This window comes from Olleya sp. HaHaR_3_96, from assembly GCF_019278545.1.
Taxonomy (GTDB): domain Bacteria; phylum Bacteroidota; class Bacteroidia; order Flavobacteriales; family Flavobacteriaceae; genus Olleya.
The window spans coordinates 4322473-4338980 of the sequence record NZ_CP058987.1 but is presented as its reverse complement, the minus strand read 5'-3'; the positions used below and the strand labels follow the sequence as shown (position 1 = coordinate 4338980).

General features: G+C 33.2%; 16 protein-coding genes. 5 read left to right on the top strand and 11 right to left on the bottom strand.

All coding sequences use genetic code 11. From position 1 onward, the window contains the following. Positions 1–4: 4 nt before the first annotated feature. Entirely contained in the window at positions 5–1483 is a 1479-nt protein-coding gene (locus H0I26_RS19310) for a DUF389 domain-containing protein (protein ID WP_101020664.1), read from the top strand. 325 nt (positions 1484–1808) lie between these two features. Here H0I26_RS19310 and H0I26_RS19305 read toward each other — a convergent pair whose 3' ends face one another. Continuing rightward, a complete protein-coding gene (locus H0I26_RS19305; protein WP_101020662.1) occupies positions 1809–2576 on the bottom strand; it encodes an ABC transporter ATP-binding protein in 768 nt (255 codons plus the stop codon). Further along, positions 2573–3313 (bottom strand): MlaE family ABC transporter permease, encoded by a 741-nt coding sequence (locus tag H0I26_RS19300; protein ID WP_218700447.1) that lies wholly within the window; start codon positions 3311–3313, stop codon positions 2573–2575. Before H0I26_RS19300 ends, H0I26_RS19305 begins: the two co-directional genes overlap by 4 nt. Before the next feature lie 110 nt (positions 3314–3423). On the opposite strand from H0I26_RS19300, the gene pafA reads away from it, so the two are divergent. Beyond that, complete coding sequence (gene pafA / locus H0I26_RS19295; RefSeq protein ID WP_218700446.1) at positions 3424–5079, top strand: alkaline phosphatase PafA; 1656 nt, start codon at positions 3424–3426, stop codon at positions 5077–5079. 265 nt (positions 5080–5344) lie between these two features. Here pafA and H0I26_RS19290 read toward each other — a convergent pair whose 3' ends face one another. From H0I26_RS19290 to rsfS, 6 genes are all read right to left on the bottom strand, one after another. Next, on the bottom strand, positions 5345–5611 hold the full coding sequence (locus H0I26_RS19290; protein WP_218700445.1) for an acyl-CoA-binding protein: 267 nt from the start codon (positions 5609–5611) through the stop codon (positions 5345–5347). Between the two features lie 4 nt (positions 5612–5615). Beyond that, positions 5616–6266: a phosphatidylserine decarboxylase family protein gene (locus tag H0I26_RS19285; protein WP_101020656.1), complete on the bottom strand. Its 651-nt coding sequence runs from the start codon at positions 6264–6266 to the stop codon at positions 5616–5618. After that, the gene (locus tag H0I26_RS19280) at positions 6256–7080 is read right to left on the bottom strand and encodes a phosphatidate cytidylyltransferase (protein WP_101020654.1); all 825 of its coding nucleotides are present in this window, start codon (positions 7078–7080) and stop codon (positions 6256–6258) included. The genes H0I26_RS19285 and H0I26_RS19280 overlap by 11 nt, the downstream gene beginning before the upstream one ends. Before the next feature lie 4 nt (positions 7081–7084). Further along, positions 7085–7693 carry an LUD domain-containing protein gene (locus H0I26_RS19275; protein WP_101020652.1) on the bottom strand — a complete coding sequence of 203 codons (609 nt, stop codon included), beginning with the start codon at positions 7691–7693 and terminating at the stop codon, positions 7085–7087. A 111-nt stretch (positions 7694–7804) separates the two neighbouring features. Then, the gene (ftsH, locus tag H0I26_RS19270; protein WP_101020648.1) at positions 7805–9772 is read right to left on the bottom strand and encodes an ATP-dependent zinc metalloprotease FtsH; all 1968 of its coding nucleotides are present in this window, start codon (positions 9770–9772) and stop codon (positions 7805–7807) included. Between the two features lie 9 nt (positions 9773–9781). Then, entirely contained in the window at positions 9782–10153 is a 372-nt protein-coding gene (gene rsfS, locus H0I26_RS19265) for a ribosome silencing factor (RefSeq protein WP_101020646.1), read from the bottom strand. A 95-nt stretch (positions 10154–10248) separates the two neighbouring features. On the opposite strand from rsfS, the gene H0I26_RS19260 reads away from it, so the two are divergent. After that, positions 10249–10974, top strand: a complete 726-nt coding sequence (locus H0I26_RS19260; RefSeq protein ID WP_218700444.1) for a biotin--[acetyl-CoA-carboxylase] ligase — start codon at positions 10249–10251, stop codon at positions 10972–10974. On the opposite strand, the gene H0I26_RS19255 is transcribed toward H0I26_RS19260, so the two are convergent. After that, positions 10958–11365, bottom strand: coding sequence for an SRPBCC family protein (locus H0I26_RS19255; RefSeq protein ID WP_101020639.1), 408 nt, complete (start codon positions 11363–11365; stop codon positions 10958–10960). The genes H0I26_RS19260 and H0I26_RS19255 overlap by 17 nt on opposite strands. A 67-nt stretch (positions 11366–11432) precedes the next feature. Further along, positions 11433–12077: an orotate phosphoribosyltransferase gene (gene pyrE, locus H0I26_RS19250; RefSeq protein WP_101020636.1), complete on the bottom strand. Its 645-nt coding sequence runs from the start codon at positions 12075–12077 to the stop codon at positions 11433–11435. Between the two features lie 120 nt (positions 12078–12197). Between pyrE and H0I26_RS19245 the strand changes: the two genes are divergently transcribed. Then, positions 12198–12779, top strand: coding sequence for an NUDIX hydrolase (locus H0I26_RS19245; RefSeq protein WP_101020633.1), 582 nt, complete (start codon positions 12198–12200; stop codon positions 12777–12779). A 167-nt stretch (positions 12780–12946) separates the two neighbouring features. Further along, positions 12947–15778, top strand: a complete 2832-nt coding sequence (locus H0I26_RS19240; RefSeq protein ID WP_218700443.1) for a T9SS type A sorting domain-containing protein — start codon at positions 12947–12949, stop codon at positions 15776–15778. Between the two features lie 48 nt (positions 15779–15826). Here the strand turns inward: H0I26_RS19240 and H0I26_RS19235 are convergent, their stop codons facing one another. Then, on the bottom strand, positions 15827–16507 hold the full coding sequence (locus H0I26_RS19235) for an N-formylglutamate amidohydrolase (RefSeq protein WP_218700442.1): 681 nt from the start codon (positions 16505–16507) through the stop codon (positions 15827–15829). Position 16508: the final 1 nt, after the last annotated feature.

Here is a 16508-nt window from a genome sequence, read left to right as displayed (position 1 = left end):
AACTATGGAAGAGAATAAGGTGCCTAAAGAAAATAAATTTGATTTCTCTGATGAAGAGAAGCAAAAAGAAGCAGTAGATCAAAAAAAAGAAGCAGTTAAAAAAGATGCGAAAGGGTTATTTAAAAGTATCAAAACCTTTATGCAAGAGCTGCTTGATTTTAGAGAAGATACAGATAGAGATGCGACTATTGAAGCCATAAAAGCAGATATTCCTTTTAAAGGAGCGACAGCATGGATTTTAATATGTTCAATATTTGTGGCCTCTATTGGTCTAAATGCGAATAGTACTGCGGTTGTGATTGGAGCCATGTTAATATCTCCATTAATGGGGCCAATTCTTGGTGTTGGATTATCTATTGCTATTAATGATATTGACACACTTAAACGCTCGTTAATCAACTTAGCAATAATGATTGTACTTAGTTTATTAACAGCCTTTCTGTTCTTTAGATTTTTTCCTTTAAGTGAGGATACGTCAGAGCTTTTAGGTCGTGTGCAACCAGATATACGTGATGTGCTAATTGCTTTTTTTGGGGGATTAGCTTTAATTATTGCGCGTACAAAAAAAGGAACGATAGCATCTGTTATTTTTGGAGTTGCTATTGCGACAGCATTAATGCCACCACTATGTACGGCAGGTTACGGGTTAGCAAAGGGTAATTGGACTTATTTTGGTCAGGCCATGTATTTGTTTACCATTAATACGATATTTATTGCATTAGCGACGTTTGTAGTCCTAAAAATATTGCGTTTTCCAATGCTTAAATATGCTAATTCTGCAAAACGTAAACGTACAGCAAGAATAGCCTCTTTAATAGCTATTATCGTAATGGTGCCTGCAATGTTTACATTTTTAAGTGTCCTTAGAGAAAGTCAATTTAAAGTGGATGCTAAAGATTTTATTAGTATTGAGCTTAAGTCATTGCCAAACGCCAGTTATATTCAAAAATATGCGACACCTAATTACTCGCCTACTGGTGAGTCTAATATAGAGCTGACTACTTTTGGTACAGATGTGATTTCGGATGATATGAAACACTTCTTAGAAAACAGGTTACAAGAATATACGTATTTAAAAGAGTCTAAATTATTAATTAATCAGAGTAAAAACAGACAGATTAATAATCTAGAATATATGGAAGAGTTGCGTACAAGAGACTCGTTAGACTTAATGAGCCAGCAACAAAAAATCACGTTTTTAGAAGATAAAGTAAGAGCATTGTCCAAACTAGAACGTGGGTATGTTCCTTTTGAAGAATTAACGAAAGAGGTGAATATCAATTACGAAAATATCAAATCATTATCTTATGCTAGTGTGGTAAATTCTAACTTTAAAAGCATTGATACTCTTGCCGTATTTCAGGTAAAATGGAATGATAGTTTAGTGGATGCAAAACAAGTGTCTAAAGAAAAAGATAAACTATACCGTTGGTTAAAATTAAAACTAAAATTAGATACCTTAGTCGTTAGGCAGATAAAGTAACTCTTAAGTTTTTGTAAGAAGTGCTATATGTGTTATAGTATCTGATGTTTATGACATTCAGAGTAAAGCGAAGCATCTTTAAGTCTTAAATTGTAGATGCTTCAATAGACCTTCCGAATTACAATACTGTTTAATTTTAGAGTATTTAGGTGAATAACTCCCCGTTTGTTTTGTTCAAATGAAGAGATACAGGCATTAAAGCTAATTGTAGAATCATTCAGAAGCAAAACGAAGCATCTCAAATTATTATACAATAGATTAGTCAGTCGTTGATTTCGCTGAGTAATATAATAATGTCGTTAAGGTTAAGATTTAATACGGTCTGTTAACCGCGTTCTTCTAAGTACATTTGACGTACTTTTTTGAATAGTTCAGAAGAGTATACAAAATCAGTGACTGCTTCGTTATCTGTTTTAAAAATATCATAACGAGAACCTTCCCATTCTTTTAAACCATTTTTAAGAAAAACAATTTTCTCTCCAATTTGCATTACAGAGTTCATGTCATGCGAATTGATAACGGTTGTAATCTGATACTCCTCAGTAATCTCTTTAATTAAATTATCTATAACAATTGAGGTTTTTGGATCTAAACCAGAATTGGGTTCGTCACAAAACAAGTATTTAGGTTTGTTTACAATGGCGCGTGCAATTGCAACACGTTTTTGCATCCCTCCAGACGCTTCACTTGGTTTTTTATGATGTGCATCTCCAAGATTAACTCTATTTAAAACAAAGTTAACACGATCTTCCATTTCGCTTTTACTCTGTTTCGTAAACATTTGCAATGGAAACATTACGTTTTCGGCAATAGTCATCGAATCAAACAACGCACTACCTTGAAAAACCATTCCAATGTCTGCTCGAAGTTCTCTTTTTTGGTCTTCGCTTAATTGTGAAAATATTTTACCATCATAAGCGATACTACCTTCTTCGTAATCAAATAAACCGAGTAGGCATTTTATAAAGACCGTTTTACCAGAGCCACTTTGTCCAATGATTAGATTGGTTTTTCCTTTTTCAAAAGTGGTTGTAACTCCTTTTAAAATGTGAGCGTCTCCAAAAGATTTGTGTAAATTTTTTACTTCAATCATTGACTTAGTAGGAGTTGAGTTAATATATAGTTTAAAAGGATAATCATGACACTGGTCCAAACAAAGGACGTCGTACTAGCTTTACCAACTTCTAATGCGCCACCTTTCATGTAATAGCCATGATAGGATGGTACAGTTGCTAGAATAAAAGCAAAAAGGAGCGTTTTAATAAAAGCATAGGCCATATGAAACGGCTTAAAATCTAATTGTATTCCTTCAATGTAATCTGGCATCGTTGCATAACCACCATAAACACAGGCTGCTAATCCACCCATAATCCCTAAAAACATAGAGATTGAGATAACAAATGGGTATAGCGTTAGCGCTATAAATTTAGGAAACACTAAGTAGTTTAAACTGTTAATCCCCATAACTTCTAAGGCGTCAATTTGTTCTGTAACACGCATGGTTCCAATACTAGAAGTGATAAAAGAACCTACTTTTCCTGCCATAATTATCGACATAAAAGTGGGGGCGAATTCTAGAATAATGGATTGCCTAGTTGCAAATCCAACAAGGTTTTTTGGTATCCAAGGGCTGTCAATATTTAGTGCGGTTTGAATGGTAACCACACCTCCAACAAAAAAGGAGATAAAAGCGACAATACCGATGGAGCCGATAATTAAATCGTCAACATCTTTTAGTATTAATTTTTTCATTACAGACCACTTTGTGGGCTTCCGAAACATCTCGATAACCATTAAAAAGTAAGTCCCAATATTGTGTAGGTAATTCATGCTTTATTTGTTACTGCTAAAATATAAAATTCTAGTAGGTATTTGACCTTAATTTCAAATTAGATGTTTTAAAATCTGTATTTTTGTGGTTCAAAATTAAAATATCCAAAATGAGAGCCATAGTATCAGTATTTGTTATTTGTTTCTTGCTAAGTTGCCAGTCACAAAAAAACATCATTAAATCTAATGTTAACGCAATTAATGAACAGCCAAAATTAGTCATTGGTATTGTTGTAGACCAGATGAGGTACGATTATTTGACACGATTTTATAGTAAATATGGAGACGGTGGTTTTAAGCGATTAATGAATCAAGGTTTTAATTGTAAAAACAATCACTTTAATTATGTGCCGACGTATACAGGTCCTGGCCATGCTTCTATATTTTCAGGAACAACACCTAAAATGCATGGTATAATATCTAATAACTGGTACGATAAAGTTTCTGATAGTTATGTGTATTGTGCAGGGGATACGACAGTACAGTCCGTAGGGACAACTAATAAAGCAGGTCAAATGTCTCCACATAGATTAAAAACGACTTCTTTTGCTGATGAGAATAGATTATTCACGCAAATGCGAGGAAAGACGATTGGGATTTCTGTAAAAGATAGAGGGGCTATTTTGCCAGCGGGACACACGGCAAATGCTGCGTATTGGTTTCATGGGGCAGATGAAGGACATTTTATTTCTAGTACTTATTATTTAGAAACATTACCTAGTTGGGTGCAAGCATTTAATAACACGGCTAAAGCGGAAAGTTATTTAAAGGAATGGAATACATTATATAACATTAGTACGTACACTGAAAGCGGGAGTGATTTAAATGCTTTTGAAGGTGGTTTTAAAGGAAAAAAGACAGCAACGTTTCCTTATGATCTAAAAGCGTTAAGTCAAACTAATAGAGGGTATGATATTATAAAAGCAACACCTTATGGAAATAGTCTTGTTGCAGACTTTGCAATCGCAGCATTAGACGGTGAACAGTTAGGTCAAGATAATATTACCGATGTTTTAACGGTTAGTTTTTCTAGTACAGATTATGTAGGACATAATTTTGGGGTGAATAGTAAAGAAGTTGAAGACACATACATCAGATTAGATAAAGATATTGAACGTTTATTAAATGCTTTGGATACAAAAGTAGGGAAAGGAAACTATACACTATTTTTATCTTCAGATCATGGAGCTGTTGAAGTGCCCTCTTATTTGGAGTCTGTAAAAGTACCAGCAGGATATTTTGATACGGATGCGTTTAAAACAATGTTAAACGAGTCTGTTGTATTTAATTATAGTGGCGAAAATCTAATTAAGAACATAAGTAATAATCAAGTGTTTTTGGATCGTGAAGCGATTAAAAGTTATGGTTTAAACTTAATAGATGTACAACAAGAACTTGTTAATATTATTATTGAATACCCAAAAGTATATAAAGCTTATACAGCAACAAGTATGACTAGTGCCGAGTTTTCAAATGGCGTGGAAAGCTTACTTCAAATGGGCTTTAATCAAAAGCGCTCTGGGGATGTTTTATTTGTATTAGATCCAGCAGTGATTAGTTACAGCAAAACAGGATCTACGCATGGATCAGCTTTAAATTATGACACGCATGTGCCATTATTGTTTTTTGGAAAAGGTATCAAAACAGGAAGTACATTGCAACACACTACTATTCCGGATATAGCACCAACAATGTCTGCATTATTAGGAATAAGTTTTCCAAATGGAGCAACAGGGTCTCCTTTAGAGTTTGTTTTAGAACACTAATTATAATAGACAAGTATAGTTGCTTGAATTTTAACGACGTGACGTTAAAATAATAATGCCCCACTTAAACTAAGTTTAGGTGGGGCATTATTTATTTAGAGATAATCTTACGACTATTTACTATAGGTCTGCATGGCCAGAATAGGCTCATATTTGTAATGTCATCTTAAAATGTTAGGAGTATTTGAAATAGTGAATATACTTTGTTATGGAAAAGACCAATTAATACATTTGAAGTGATTGTTAGCTTAAAAAGTTAAGCTATCTATTTTCTATATAAAAAGTAATTGTCGACCAATTCTATGTAAGTTTCTTTAGCTTGGTCTGTTGTAATGTCTTTAATTTGAAACAAGGCATTCGCTTTAAAAGCATTTATAATACGCTTTTTACTGCTTGGGCTTTCGTAGTTGTTTGTTGCTTTTTTGTAGTATGCATATAACCGAAGCAGGAAGTCTGCAGGAAAAGGTTCGGTATGTGCGTTTATACGCTCTACAGCATCTTCAAAAATTGTATTTAACTCGTCGGTAGTCATAAGTTTATATTTCGGCGATAATACTTTCGCCTCCTTTAACTTTTTGATTTAAAGTGACCTTGATATTAGTATCCAAAGGTAAAAATAAATCTACTCTTGACCCAAACTTAATAAAACCCGAGTCTGTACCTTGTATTGCAGCGTCTCCTTCTTTGGCATAATTGACAATACGTTTAGCTAAAGCTCCGGCAATTTGTCTGTATAATACTTTACCGTAAGAGGGGTTGTCTACAACAACTGTGGTACGTTCATTTTCTGTACTCGCTTTTGGATGCCAAGCAACTAAATATTTTCCTGGATGATATTTGCTGTAAGCCACTTGCCCTCCAATTGGATAACGGGTGACGTGAACATTAATAGGAGACATAAATACGCTGACTTGTAGGCGCTTTTCTTTAAAATATTCAGGTTCAAAAACTTCTTCAATAACAACAACTTTACCATCGACAGGGGAGACCACTGTGTTGTCATTTAGAGACGTTATTCTTTTTGGGTTTCTGAAAAATTGAAGTATAAGAAATAGAAAAACAAATAGTGTGAAAAATAATAAATACTGTAACCATTGAAGGGATACAAATTTATCTACGACTACTGCTAGAATACCCACCAATAAAAAGGTGATTGCAATTATTTTAAAACCTTCTTTATGAAACATAATTTAACATTCTTAGAAATAAATAAATAAAAGGAGCAGCAAAAATCATGCTGTCAAAGCGATCCATTAAACCACCATGACCTGGCATAATTACACCACTATCTTTAACTTTTGCTTGGCGTTTAAACTTAGACTCGATTAAATCTCCAAGTGTGCCAAAAACACTTATTATAACGCTTAAAATTAACCAATGCGTAAAAGTTAGTGTTTGGTCTGTAAAGATATAAATAAAATAGCTGGCAATACACGCAAAAAATAAACCACCTAAAAAGCCTTCCACTGTTTTTTTAGGAGATATACTTGGGAATAATTTTTGTTTACCAAAATTTTTACCAACTAAGTAGGCAAAAGTGTCATTTACCCAAACTAATATAAATGATCCTAGAACATATACTGGTGTAAAAGTTTCATTGTGATTCGCTATTAACACTAAAAAGACAAAGCCACTTGATAAATAAAAGGTGGTTATTATGTAGCGTTTAGAGCTAAATAAAGGAATTGTTTTTTCGGAAAATAAATCTTTTATTAGTAGTAGTTGAACAAAAAGGGTGATGACTTGCAGTATTTGTGTGGCCTCATCTAATCCTTTGTCGGACTTTAATACTAGTTGCCAGTATCCAAAAATAAAATAAAGGGCTATAAAAATAATATAGGGCACAATACTTTTAAGTTGGATTAGTTTACAAAACTCCATTAAACAGATAAACCCGAACACGAAAAATAACACAATAAAAGCGTGTTGATTTAATAGTGAGGCTATTAGTAAACTTACGTATAAGAATCCTGAAAGTGCTCTGGTAAGGGTTTCGTTCATAAAACTAAAGGTCTTCTAAAAGCAACAAATATAGGTTTTTTGCACTGCTTCCGTAAGATAAAAAATCTTTTTCCTCTTGTAATTTAAAATGTTTGATTGTGGTGATGTTTGTAGGGATCCTACTGGTGTTTTTGTGTTTGATTTCTCTTAGTCCTTCGCCTATATTAGATACAATTTGACTTGTAGTGGCAAAAACGATTACATTATTAGGGAATTCGTTAAGCTTCTTCTCCGCTAATTGATTGGAACATACTAATAACGAGCCATCGTTAGCAATTAAATTTTCACAAGTTGTTATAAAATAGGTGCATTCTGATAAAGTCGTGCTTACCTTAAGTTGAGAGGATTTGAATTTCTCTTTTAAATTAGTATCATAGAAAAATGCAGATGTCTCTTCCCAGTTGTTTTCAAGGATGATATTATTCAGGTTGTCATACACTTCGTCCAATGAATCACAATACAAGAATTTACCACCATTTTTTTTGAAATTTATGGTAAAACTTTCATCGATAGGTATTTCTTGGGTAGGCATGTACCTGCCTCTTTCGTCAGACTTTAATACCTCTTTTTCTTTTTGAGATTTAGAACTGAAAAATTTTCTAAATAGACTCATTTATATATCGCTAAAATCAAATTTCTAATTTGGGATAATCAAATATAAAAAATCTTAGACTATCTAGTGCGATAATCTAAGATTTTTAAGAATATAATAATAAAAGAAGATTTACTCGTCCTCTTTTTTGTTTTCGATTTGTATCTTTTCAGATGGCTTTCTGTCAACTTCAGCAAACGGGCGTTTACCTAAGATTTCTTCTAAATCATCTTTAAAAATAACTTCTCTTTCGATTAATCGTTCTGCTAACTTCTTTAAAACATCTTTCTTAGATTCTAATAAATCTAGAGCACGTTGGAATTCTGTTTCAACGATATTCTTTATTTCGTTGTCAATAAGTTCCGATGTTTTTTCACTATATGGTTTAACAAAACCACTTTCCCCAGCAGGGTCATAATAAGTAATGTTACCTACTTTTTCGTTTAGACCATAAATCATAACCATAGCTTTTGCTTTTTTGGTTACATTTTCTAAATCACTTAATGCACCTGTAGAAATCTCGTTAAAGATTATCTTTTCTGCTGCACGTCCACCCATTGTTACACAGATTTCGTCTAAAAACTTACTTGTTCTAGTAATAAACGCTTCTTGAGGTAAGTACCATGCAGCTCCTAAGCTACGTCCTCTTGGTACAATCGTTACTTTTACTAATGGATCAGCATGTTCTAAGAACCAACTAACAGTAGCGTGTCCAGCTTCGTGATAGGCAATAGTCTTTTTCTCTTCAACAGAAAATAAGTTACTACGTTTTTCTAATCCTCCAACAATACGGTCTACAGCATCTAAAAAGTCTTGTTTTTCAACTGCTTTTTTATCATGTCGTGCAGCTATTAAAGCAGCTTCATTACATAAATTGGCGATATCTGCACCAGAAAAACCTGGCGTTTGTTTAGATAGAAATTCTACATCTAAACCTTCCGCTTTTTTCAAGGGCTTAAGGTGTACTTCAAAAATATCTTTACGTTCTGTTAAATTTGGTAAGTCAACATGTATCTGTCTGTCAAAACGACCAGCACGCATTAGTGCACCATCCAAAATATCGGCTCTATTGGTTGCCGCTAAAACAATAACATTAGTGTTTGTACCAAAACCATCCATTTCTGTTAGTAATTGGTTTAATGTATTTTCACGCTCATCATTACTTCCTGACATGGCGTTTTTTCCTCTAGCTCTACCAATGGCGTCAATCTCATCAATAAAAATAATGGCCGGAGATTTTTCTTTAGCCTGTTTAAATAGATCTCTTACACGAGAGGCTCCTACACCGACAAACATTTCTACAAAATCAGAACCTGATAGCGAGAAGAAAGGAACTTTTGCTTCCCCTGCAACTGCTTTGGCTAATAATGTTTTACCTGTTCCTGGAGGTCCTACTAAAAGGGCTCCTTTTGGGATTTTACCTCCTAAATTGGTGTATTTTTCTGGGTTTTTTAGGAAGTCTACAATTTCTTGAACTTCTTCTTTTGCCCCTTCTAATCCAGCAACATCTTTAAAAGTTGTTTTTACTTCAGAGTTTTCGTCAAAAAGTTTAGCCTTTGATTTTCCGATATTAAAAATCTGTCCACCAGCTCCGCCACCTCCTCCAGAGGACATGCGACGCATAATGAAAATCCAAACACCAATTAACAGAATAAAAGGAAGGAAACTGATAAGGATTTCCATAAAGGTATTACTCTCTATCGTAAATGTAACCTTTGCAGCCTTTTCTTTACCTAGGTCGTTATTAATCTCTTTTATTGATTCTTGAAACAAAGCTAAATCACCAAATTGAAATGAATAATTTGGAAGTTTAGTCGTTGTTGGAAAAATAGACGTTGGTTTAGATTTTTTATGAACCTCTTTAGCTTCTGCTTCTGCGGTTAAATAAACCTTAGCTGTCGTTTCATTAATAATATCAACTTTTTCGACATCGCCATCTCTTAAATAATCAAAAAATTGAGAGGGTGAGGTTTTAATTGCACTTTCAGAACTACTAGTAAAAAAATTAAGTGCTATTATAACAACGATAAAAGCGCCATAAATCCAATACATATTGAATTTAGGCTTTTTAGGGGCTACTTTTTTGTTTTTATCTGCCATGTAATGTGTTTAATAGTTTGTTTCGATAACGGTCACTTTTGCGTCACCCCAAAGACTTTCGATGTCGTAATATTCTCTTATTTGCTTCTGGAAAACGTGTACAACGACGTTAACATAGTCCATAAGTACCCACTCCGCATTGTCTTCTCCTTCAATATGCCAAGGTTTGTCCTTAAGTGCTTTACTAACTTTTTTCTGGATTGCGCCTACAATAGCGCTAACTTGTGTGTTTGAAGTCCCTTCGCAAATTACAAAGTAGTCACAAACAGTATTTTCAATTTCTCTTAAATCAAGAATATTTATTTCTTTTCCTTTTACATCCTCAATACCTTCAACAATTGTTGAAATAAGGGCATCTATGTTTGGTTGTTCTTTCGACATTAATTATATTTAAATTTGTGCAAAGTTATTATTTTTAAGTTCTTTATACTCTAAAAAAATCATAAGATTTTATAATACGAAGATAAATATTAAATATGCGTATAATCAAACTTAATGCCACCGATTCTACAAATAGGTTTCTTCGCAATCTAAGTTTAGAAACTCCGGTCAAAGATTTTACTACAGTAGTGACTAGTGATCAGACGCAAGGACGTGGTCAAATGGGGACGTCTTGGCAATCTCAACCGTCCCAAAACCTTACTTGTAGTGTGTATAAGCAGTTTGGTGTTATACGGTTTGAGGACCAATTTAAAATTAGTATGGCAATTTCTTTAGCTATTGTAAAAGCTTTAGAGCGCTTAAATATCCCTAAATTAAGTATAAAATGGCCTAACGACATTTTGTCAGCAAATAAGAAGGTTTGTGGTGTTTTGATTGAAAATGTCATAAAACAAAACAGAATAGAATCTTCTATAATTGGTATTGGATTGAATGTTAATCAGGTGAAGTTTGATAATTTACCACAAGCAAGCGCTTTAAAAAGTATAACTGGTGTACATTATAATTTAGAAGAAGTACTACAAATTATACTAGATCAAATAAAGACGGAGTTAGCTTTTGTTGAAAAGGAGTCTTCCGCTATTAAGGAAATTTATGAATCATATTTGTTTAGAAAAGAAAAACCTTCAACATTTGAAAAAGCTGAAGGTTTGTTTTCTGGTATTATAAAAGGTGTTTCTAACGAAGGTTTGTTAAAAGTAATGGTTGAGGACCAAATTTTAGAAACCTTTGACTTAAAAACAATTAAGCTATTGTACTAATCGCTTTAGGCATGTTTGTCGCTAAAGTTTCGATAAACTTATTGATAGGACCTTTGATCATCATAGCCATCATAGCATTAAACTGGCCTTCAAAAGTTAATTGTACTTCCGTTTTGCTTGCTTCAATTTCTGTAATATCCGCAGTTAAAGAAAAATCAAGTTTTCCGCCAGCAGCACCTAAAACTATTTTATTGTTTGGTGTTAATTCTTTCTTTTTTAAAACTATTTCTGGCATTCCTTTTAGTGCAAATAAAAACTTGTCTTCACCTAATACTTCAAATTTACTGATGTTTTCAGGCATTAAGCTTTCAAAATTTTTAACATCACTTAAAAAGTTAAATGTAGTTTCGGCAGATTTATCTAGGATTGCTTTTGGGCTTTGTAATTTCATTATTTTGTATACTTTAAATTTGGTTAATATTGAATTGTGTTAAAAAGGCACAACACATATTTTAATATCAATTAGCGTTCCAAACACTTGGATTAGCGTTCCAAAGACTTAAGGTTGTTATTTCTTTTTCAGAAATATAGTTGCTTGATGCGGCTTCGGTAAGTAGGTTTTCATAGTTACTCAGCGTATGTAATGTTATGTCTTCGTTTTCGAAGTTGTTTTTAGCGACTTCAAAACCATAAGAAAAAATGGCAATCATCCCTTTGACATTAACATTAGCTTCTTTTAAAGCTTTTACAGCATTTAGACTACTTTTTCCTGTGCTAATTAGGTCTTCAACAACCACTACATTTTGTCCACTTTCGATATGGCCTTCAATTTGGTTTTTTCTACCATGACCTTTTGCTTCAGGGCGTACATATATAAATGGTAGGCCTAAATATTCTGCAACTAGCATACCTATACCAATGGCTCCGGTAGCGACACCTGCAATAACATCAGGTTTTCCATAATGCTTTTCTATAAATTTACTCATCTCTTCTCTGATGTAATTTCTTACTGGAGGATATGATAATATGACGCGGTTATCGCAATAAATTGGCGATTTCCATCCCGATGCCCAAGTAAACGGATCATTAGGTTGAAGCTTAATAGCGTTAATTTGTAATAAAACTTTGGCGGTCTGCCTTGCGGTTTGTTTGTTGAAAATCATAGCGCAAAAATACAGTTTTATTTAATTTTACTTAAAATTAAATTTAAAATAAATAAAGAGAAAGTGACAATGTCATTAATTTTAATATTTTTACGTAACTAAAACTAGTCTTGATATTCTATGCAACGTATTTTTGTTAACGATAAACCAATATACCTTACTACAAAGGTTGAAAAGGAAACAGATTTTAAAAACTTCTTGCTTAAAGATGCCGATATAGAATTCGTACTTCAAACGTTATCTAAAAAATCGATTAAGTCTGTTCGATTAATTGGACATAATGAAGATAAATTACTAAAATCATTTAAGAAAAAGCTACCCAACGTTATTGCTGGTGGAGGGAAAGTATATAATGATAAAGGAGAGATCTTATTTATTTATAGAAATGATAAGTGGGACCTACCAAAAGGGAAGGCTGAAAAAAAGGAGACTATAGAAGAAACGGCAATTCGTGAAGTTTCGGAAGAAACCGGGGTGTCTAAGCTTAAAATCATTAATCCGTTGCCAATAACATACCATGTTTTTAAAAGAAATGGTAAGGCTAAACTTAAAATAACCCATTGGTTTAAGATGCATTCTTCTTTTGAGGGGAAGTTGTATCCGCAATTAAATGAAGGGATAACGGAGGTTAAATGGCTTGCTGAGCAAGAGGTTAGCGAGGCTTTAGATAGATCTTACGCTAACATTAAACTATTATTTTAAATCTACGTTTTTTTTTGTTAAAAAATCTGATAATGCTTTTTATCCGAACTATCAAACCTTTTAACTTTTAAAAGACTATTCGAGCTGTTTGGCCATTATATTATTGTAGGAAAACTTTGTTATTTAGATTTGCATGTGTAAATGTAATTAATTCTAAACCCTACATTATGTGTAAAAAACTACTTATTAAGACTCTGAATTTTAGAGCGCTATTTACTGTAATCGCCTTTGCTTTTTCAGTTCAAACCTTTGCTTTAGAAGATACTAGATGTGGTTCTATTTCAGGTTTTGAATTTTCTAATGGAAATTCAACAACAACAATCACTAATAATCAATCGTATTATATAGGAGACCTTCCTAGTGATTTTTACGTTGATTTACAGGTTAACGGTTATTCTAGAAGTGCAAAGTTTTATGTAAGAAACTTGGATACGGGACAGCGTTATAGTATTAACGAAAACCAATTACCTTATACTTTTCCAGGAGGAAACGGTGCATGGAATTTCGGATGCGGTAATTTTGAAATAAAATCTAAAATATATAAATATAGAGGATGTGGTTCATACTGTGATAGCGAAACTATTCGTTTTACTATTACATGTGATGATCCTTGTGGAGATATTGCAGGGTACGAATTTTCTAATGGGTCTGAAACTGTTGCTATCACAAACAATGCTGTTTATGAATTAAATAGTTTGCCAAATAATTTTTATCTAGATTTATTAGTAAACGGACAGTCAGAAAGTGCTAGTTTAAAAGTAAAGAACTTAACGACAGGTCAAACTTTTACTATACGTGAAAACTACTTGCCTTATACTGCCCCAGGAGGAAATGCTGCATGGAGTTATGGAACAGGTAATTTTAAAATTATAAGCAAAATATTTGCTACTAACTACAGCCAAGGAGATGCTTGTGATCAAGAAGTGGTCTATTTTACAATTAATGATACGGTGTGTGGAGAAATTGAAGGATTTGAGTTTTCTAATTTTTCTGATACTGCGGTTTCAATTGTAGATGGAGCAAGTTACGATCTAAATACGCTTCCATCTAATTTCAATATTAATTTGTTAACATCAGGTCCCGTTGAAAGTGCACATTTTACTTTAACCAATACAGAAACAGGAGAAGTCTTTAACAGAACAGAAAATGTAGTACCTTATACTTATCCAGGGGCTACTAACGTTGTGTGGGCACATGGGTGTGGTACATTTAAAATCCGTTCTAATGTTTATTTAGAGAACAATGCAAATGGAGAAGCATGTGATAGTGCTTGTATAACATTTACTATTAACTGTGAGGCTCCTTGTGGAGACATTTCAGGGTATGAGTTTTCAAATGGAACGGATGCTGTTGCTATCACTAACAATGCTGTTTATGAGTTAGACAGTTTGCCAAATGATTTTTATGTTGATTTATTAGTTAATGGTGAATCAGAAAGTGCGAGTTTAAAAGTTAAGAATTTAACAACAGGTCAGACTTTTAATGTGGGTGAAAACTACTTGCCTTATACTGCGCCAGGAGGAAACGCTGCTTGGAATTATGGTGTTGGTGATTTTGAAATTACAGGTAAAATATTTGCGACTAACTATTGTCAAGGTGATGCTTGTGATGAGGATGTTATCTATTTTACAATTAATGATACTGTATGTGGAGAAATAGAAGGATTTGAATTTTCTAACTTTTCTGATGCTGCTGTGTCAATTGTAGATGGAGGAAGTTATGAGCTTAATAATCTTCCAACTGATTTTAATATTAACTTAATAACATCAGGACCTTTAGAAAGTGCATTTTTCACTTTAACTAATACAGAAACAGGAGAGGTGTTTACTAAAACAGAAAACGTTGTGCCTTTTACATACCCAGGGGCTACTAATGCCGTATGGCCTCATGGTTGTGGTACATTTAATATCTGTTCTAATATTTATTTAGAGAACAATACAAATGGAATCGAATGTGGTAACCTTTGTGTAACATTTACTATTAACTGTGAAGTTCCTTGTGGCGCTATTAATGAGTTTGCTTTCTCTAATGGAACAGATAACTTAACTGTTGCTGACGGAGGCGAATACAATGTTTCAGATTTACCAACAGATTTTTATGTAAGTGCAATTACGGAAGGTGGTTCTGAAAGTGTTAGATTAACTGCTACAAATTTAGATACTAATGCGTCCCTTGTTTTTGTTGAAAATGTGTATCCTTTAGAAGGGGCTGCTTGGAGTTTAGGATTAGGAAACTTCCAAATTCAAGCTGAATTGTTTTCTGGAGATACTAGTACCGGAACTTTATGTGATGTACAAACAGTTAACTTCACTTTAGTTGATGTTTTAGAATGTGAAGCTGTTTATGCAGGTACAGGGGTATTGTCTACAGGTCTTATAATTGTTTCTCCAGGTGTGACTGTATCTGTAAATGTAATTACAAATAATGATGCTATTTTACCACTAGGTTATCAATTAGGAACAGTATTGACTAAAGGGAATGATTTAATCATTGAAAAAGTGAGTAGTTCAACAACTATCAGTATGCCTGAGGTAGGTGGGTTTTATAAAGTTCATACAATAGCCTACGACCCAGCAACTTTTAATTTAAGCGATATCTCTTTAGGTAATACTACGGTTTTTAATATTTTAGATTTAATTGCGAACAATGAAATTTGTGCAGATATAAATGAGGCAGGAGTACCGTTAACGGTTATAATGACAGGGTCTACAGATAGAGTTGCAGTAAAAGCTGATACTAAAACATCGGCTATTTTAGAGTCTGATATTAAGCTATACCCAAATCCTGTAGTAGATCAATTAAACGTAAACATTACTTTACTACAAGGTGAAGTTTTAACTTACGCTATGATGGACGTAAATGGTAAGCAAGTCTTAGCTGGTCGTTTATCTAACAATACTAATAGGATTCAAACAAATCAATTAACTGGAGGACTTTACATTTTAAGAATGACTTCTGAAACAAGAAGCTTTACTAAAAAGGTAGTAGTGAGAAAATAATCACTAATTATTTATATAAAAAACCGTTACAGTAATGTAACGGTTTTTTTATGCCTTAAATTTAAGTATGCTTTCTTTTAGAACAGTCTTAATAGTATCGGGCATTTTATTGTCGACACAAAAAGATTGGTTTATTTCAATTTCAATCCCAATATAGTTATTAGGGAATTGTGTTCTTAATGCTGTTGTAAATCCATCAGCTTTACCTAAATAAGGATAATTAAATCGGACACGATAATTTGGGTCTATATTTTTAATGTTGTCTTTTAAAGCGATAACAAATTGCTTTTCATTAGACTTTCTAGAATCAAAGAGTAAGCCGATGTCACAATGTCGAACAACAGAGTGTAATTGCGGTGTAAATGAATGAATGGATACATGTATTATACTTTCATTATTTTTTATGTTAGTGTCAATATAGTCTATAACTTCTGTTCTGTAATTTGCATAATAGTTTGCAACTATTTTGTGCTTTTCGATATTGGGTAAGTCTTTTGTGAATTCTGAATATAAATTTTTGTGACCTAATGATCTGTTTAATTCGATTAGTAACCTACTTGTTGTGCTGTAATTAGTATAGTCTGCTATTGGCTTTAGATATTGGAAGACATCTAAAGCGCCTAAATCATAACCTCTATGAGAATGCAATAGATCAGTATCTGTAAAGAACGATTGGTATTCTGGCGGAATAGTATTTCCGCCATGTTCGCAAGTTATCACTAGTTTCATT

Bases quoted from the DNA above. Each gene is read 5' to 3' on its own strand.
- pafA (WP_218700446.1), top strand. From the start codon at position 3,424: ATGAGAGCCATAGTATCAGTATTTGTTATTTGTTTCTTGCTAAGTTGC.
- H0I26_RS19280 (WP_101020654.1), bottom strand. From the start codon at position 7,080: ATGAACGAAACCCTTACCAGAGCACTTTCAGGATTCTTATACGTAAGT.
- H0I26_RS19260 (WP_218700444.1), top strand. From the start codon at position 10,249: ATGCGTATAATCAAACTTAATGCCACCGATTCTACAAATAGGTTTCTT.
- H0I26_RS19240 (WP_218700443.1), top strand. From the start codon at position 12,947: ATGTGTAAAAAACTACTTATTAAGACTCTGAATTTTAGAGCGCTATTT.
- H0I26_RS19300 (WP_218700447.1), bottom strand. From the start codon at position 3,313: ATGAATTACCTACACAATATTGGGACTTACTTTTTAATGGTTATCGAG.
- rsfS (WP_101020646.1), bottom strand. From the start codon at position 10,153: ATGTCGAAAGAACAACCAAACATAGATGCCCTTATTTCAACAATTGTT.
- H0I26_RS19290 (WP_218700445.1), bottom strand. From the start codon at position 5,611: ATGACTACCGACGAGTTAAATACAATTTTTGAAGATGCTGTAGAGCGT.
- H0I26_RS19310 (WP_101020664.1), top strand. From the start codon at position 5: ATGGAAGAGAATAAGGTGCCTAAAGAAAATAAATTTGATTTCTCTGAT.
- H0I26_RS19255 (WP_101020639.1), bottom strand. From the start codon at position 11,365: ATGAAATTACAAAGCCCAAAAGCAATCCTAGATAAATCTGCCGAAACT.
- pyrE (WP_101020636.1), bottom strand. From the start codon at position 12,077: ATGATTTTCAACAAACAAACCGCAAGGCAGACCGCCAAAGTTTTATTA.
- H0I26_RS19235 (WP_218700442.1), bottom strand. From the start codon at position 16,507: ATGAAACTAGTGATAACTTGCGAACATGGCGGAAATACTATTCCGCCA.
- H0I26_RS19275 (WP_101020652.1), bottom strand. From the start codon at position 7,693: ATGAGTCTATTTAGAAAATTTTTCAGTTCTAAATCTCAAAAAGAAAAA.
- ftsH (WP_101020648.1), bottom strand. From the start codon at position 9,772: ATGGCAGATAAAAACAAAAAAGTAGCCCCTAAAAAGCCTAAATTCAAT.
- H0I26_RS19245 (WP_101020633.1), top strand. From the start codon at position 12,198: ATGCAACGTATTTTTGTTAACGATAAACCAATATACCTTACTACAAAG.
- H0I26_RS19285 (WP_101020656.1), bottom strand. From the start codon at position 6,266: ATGTTTCATAAAGAAGGTTTTAAAATAATTGCAATCACCTTTTTATTG.
- H0I26_RS19305 (WP_101020662.1), bottom strand. From the start codon at position 2,576: ATGATTGAAGTAAAAAATTTACACAAATCTTTTGGAGACGCTCACATT.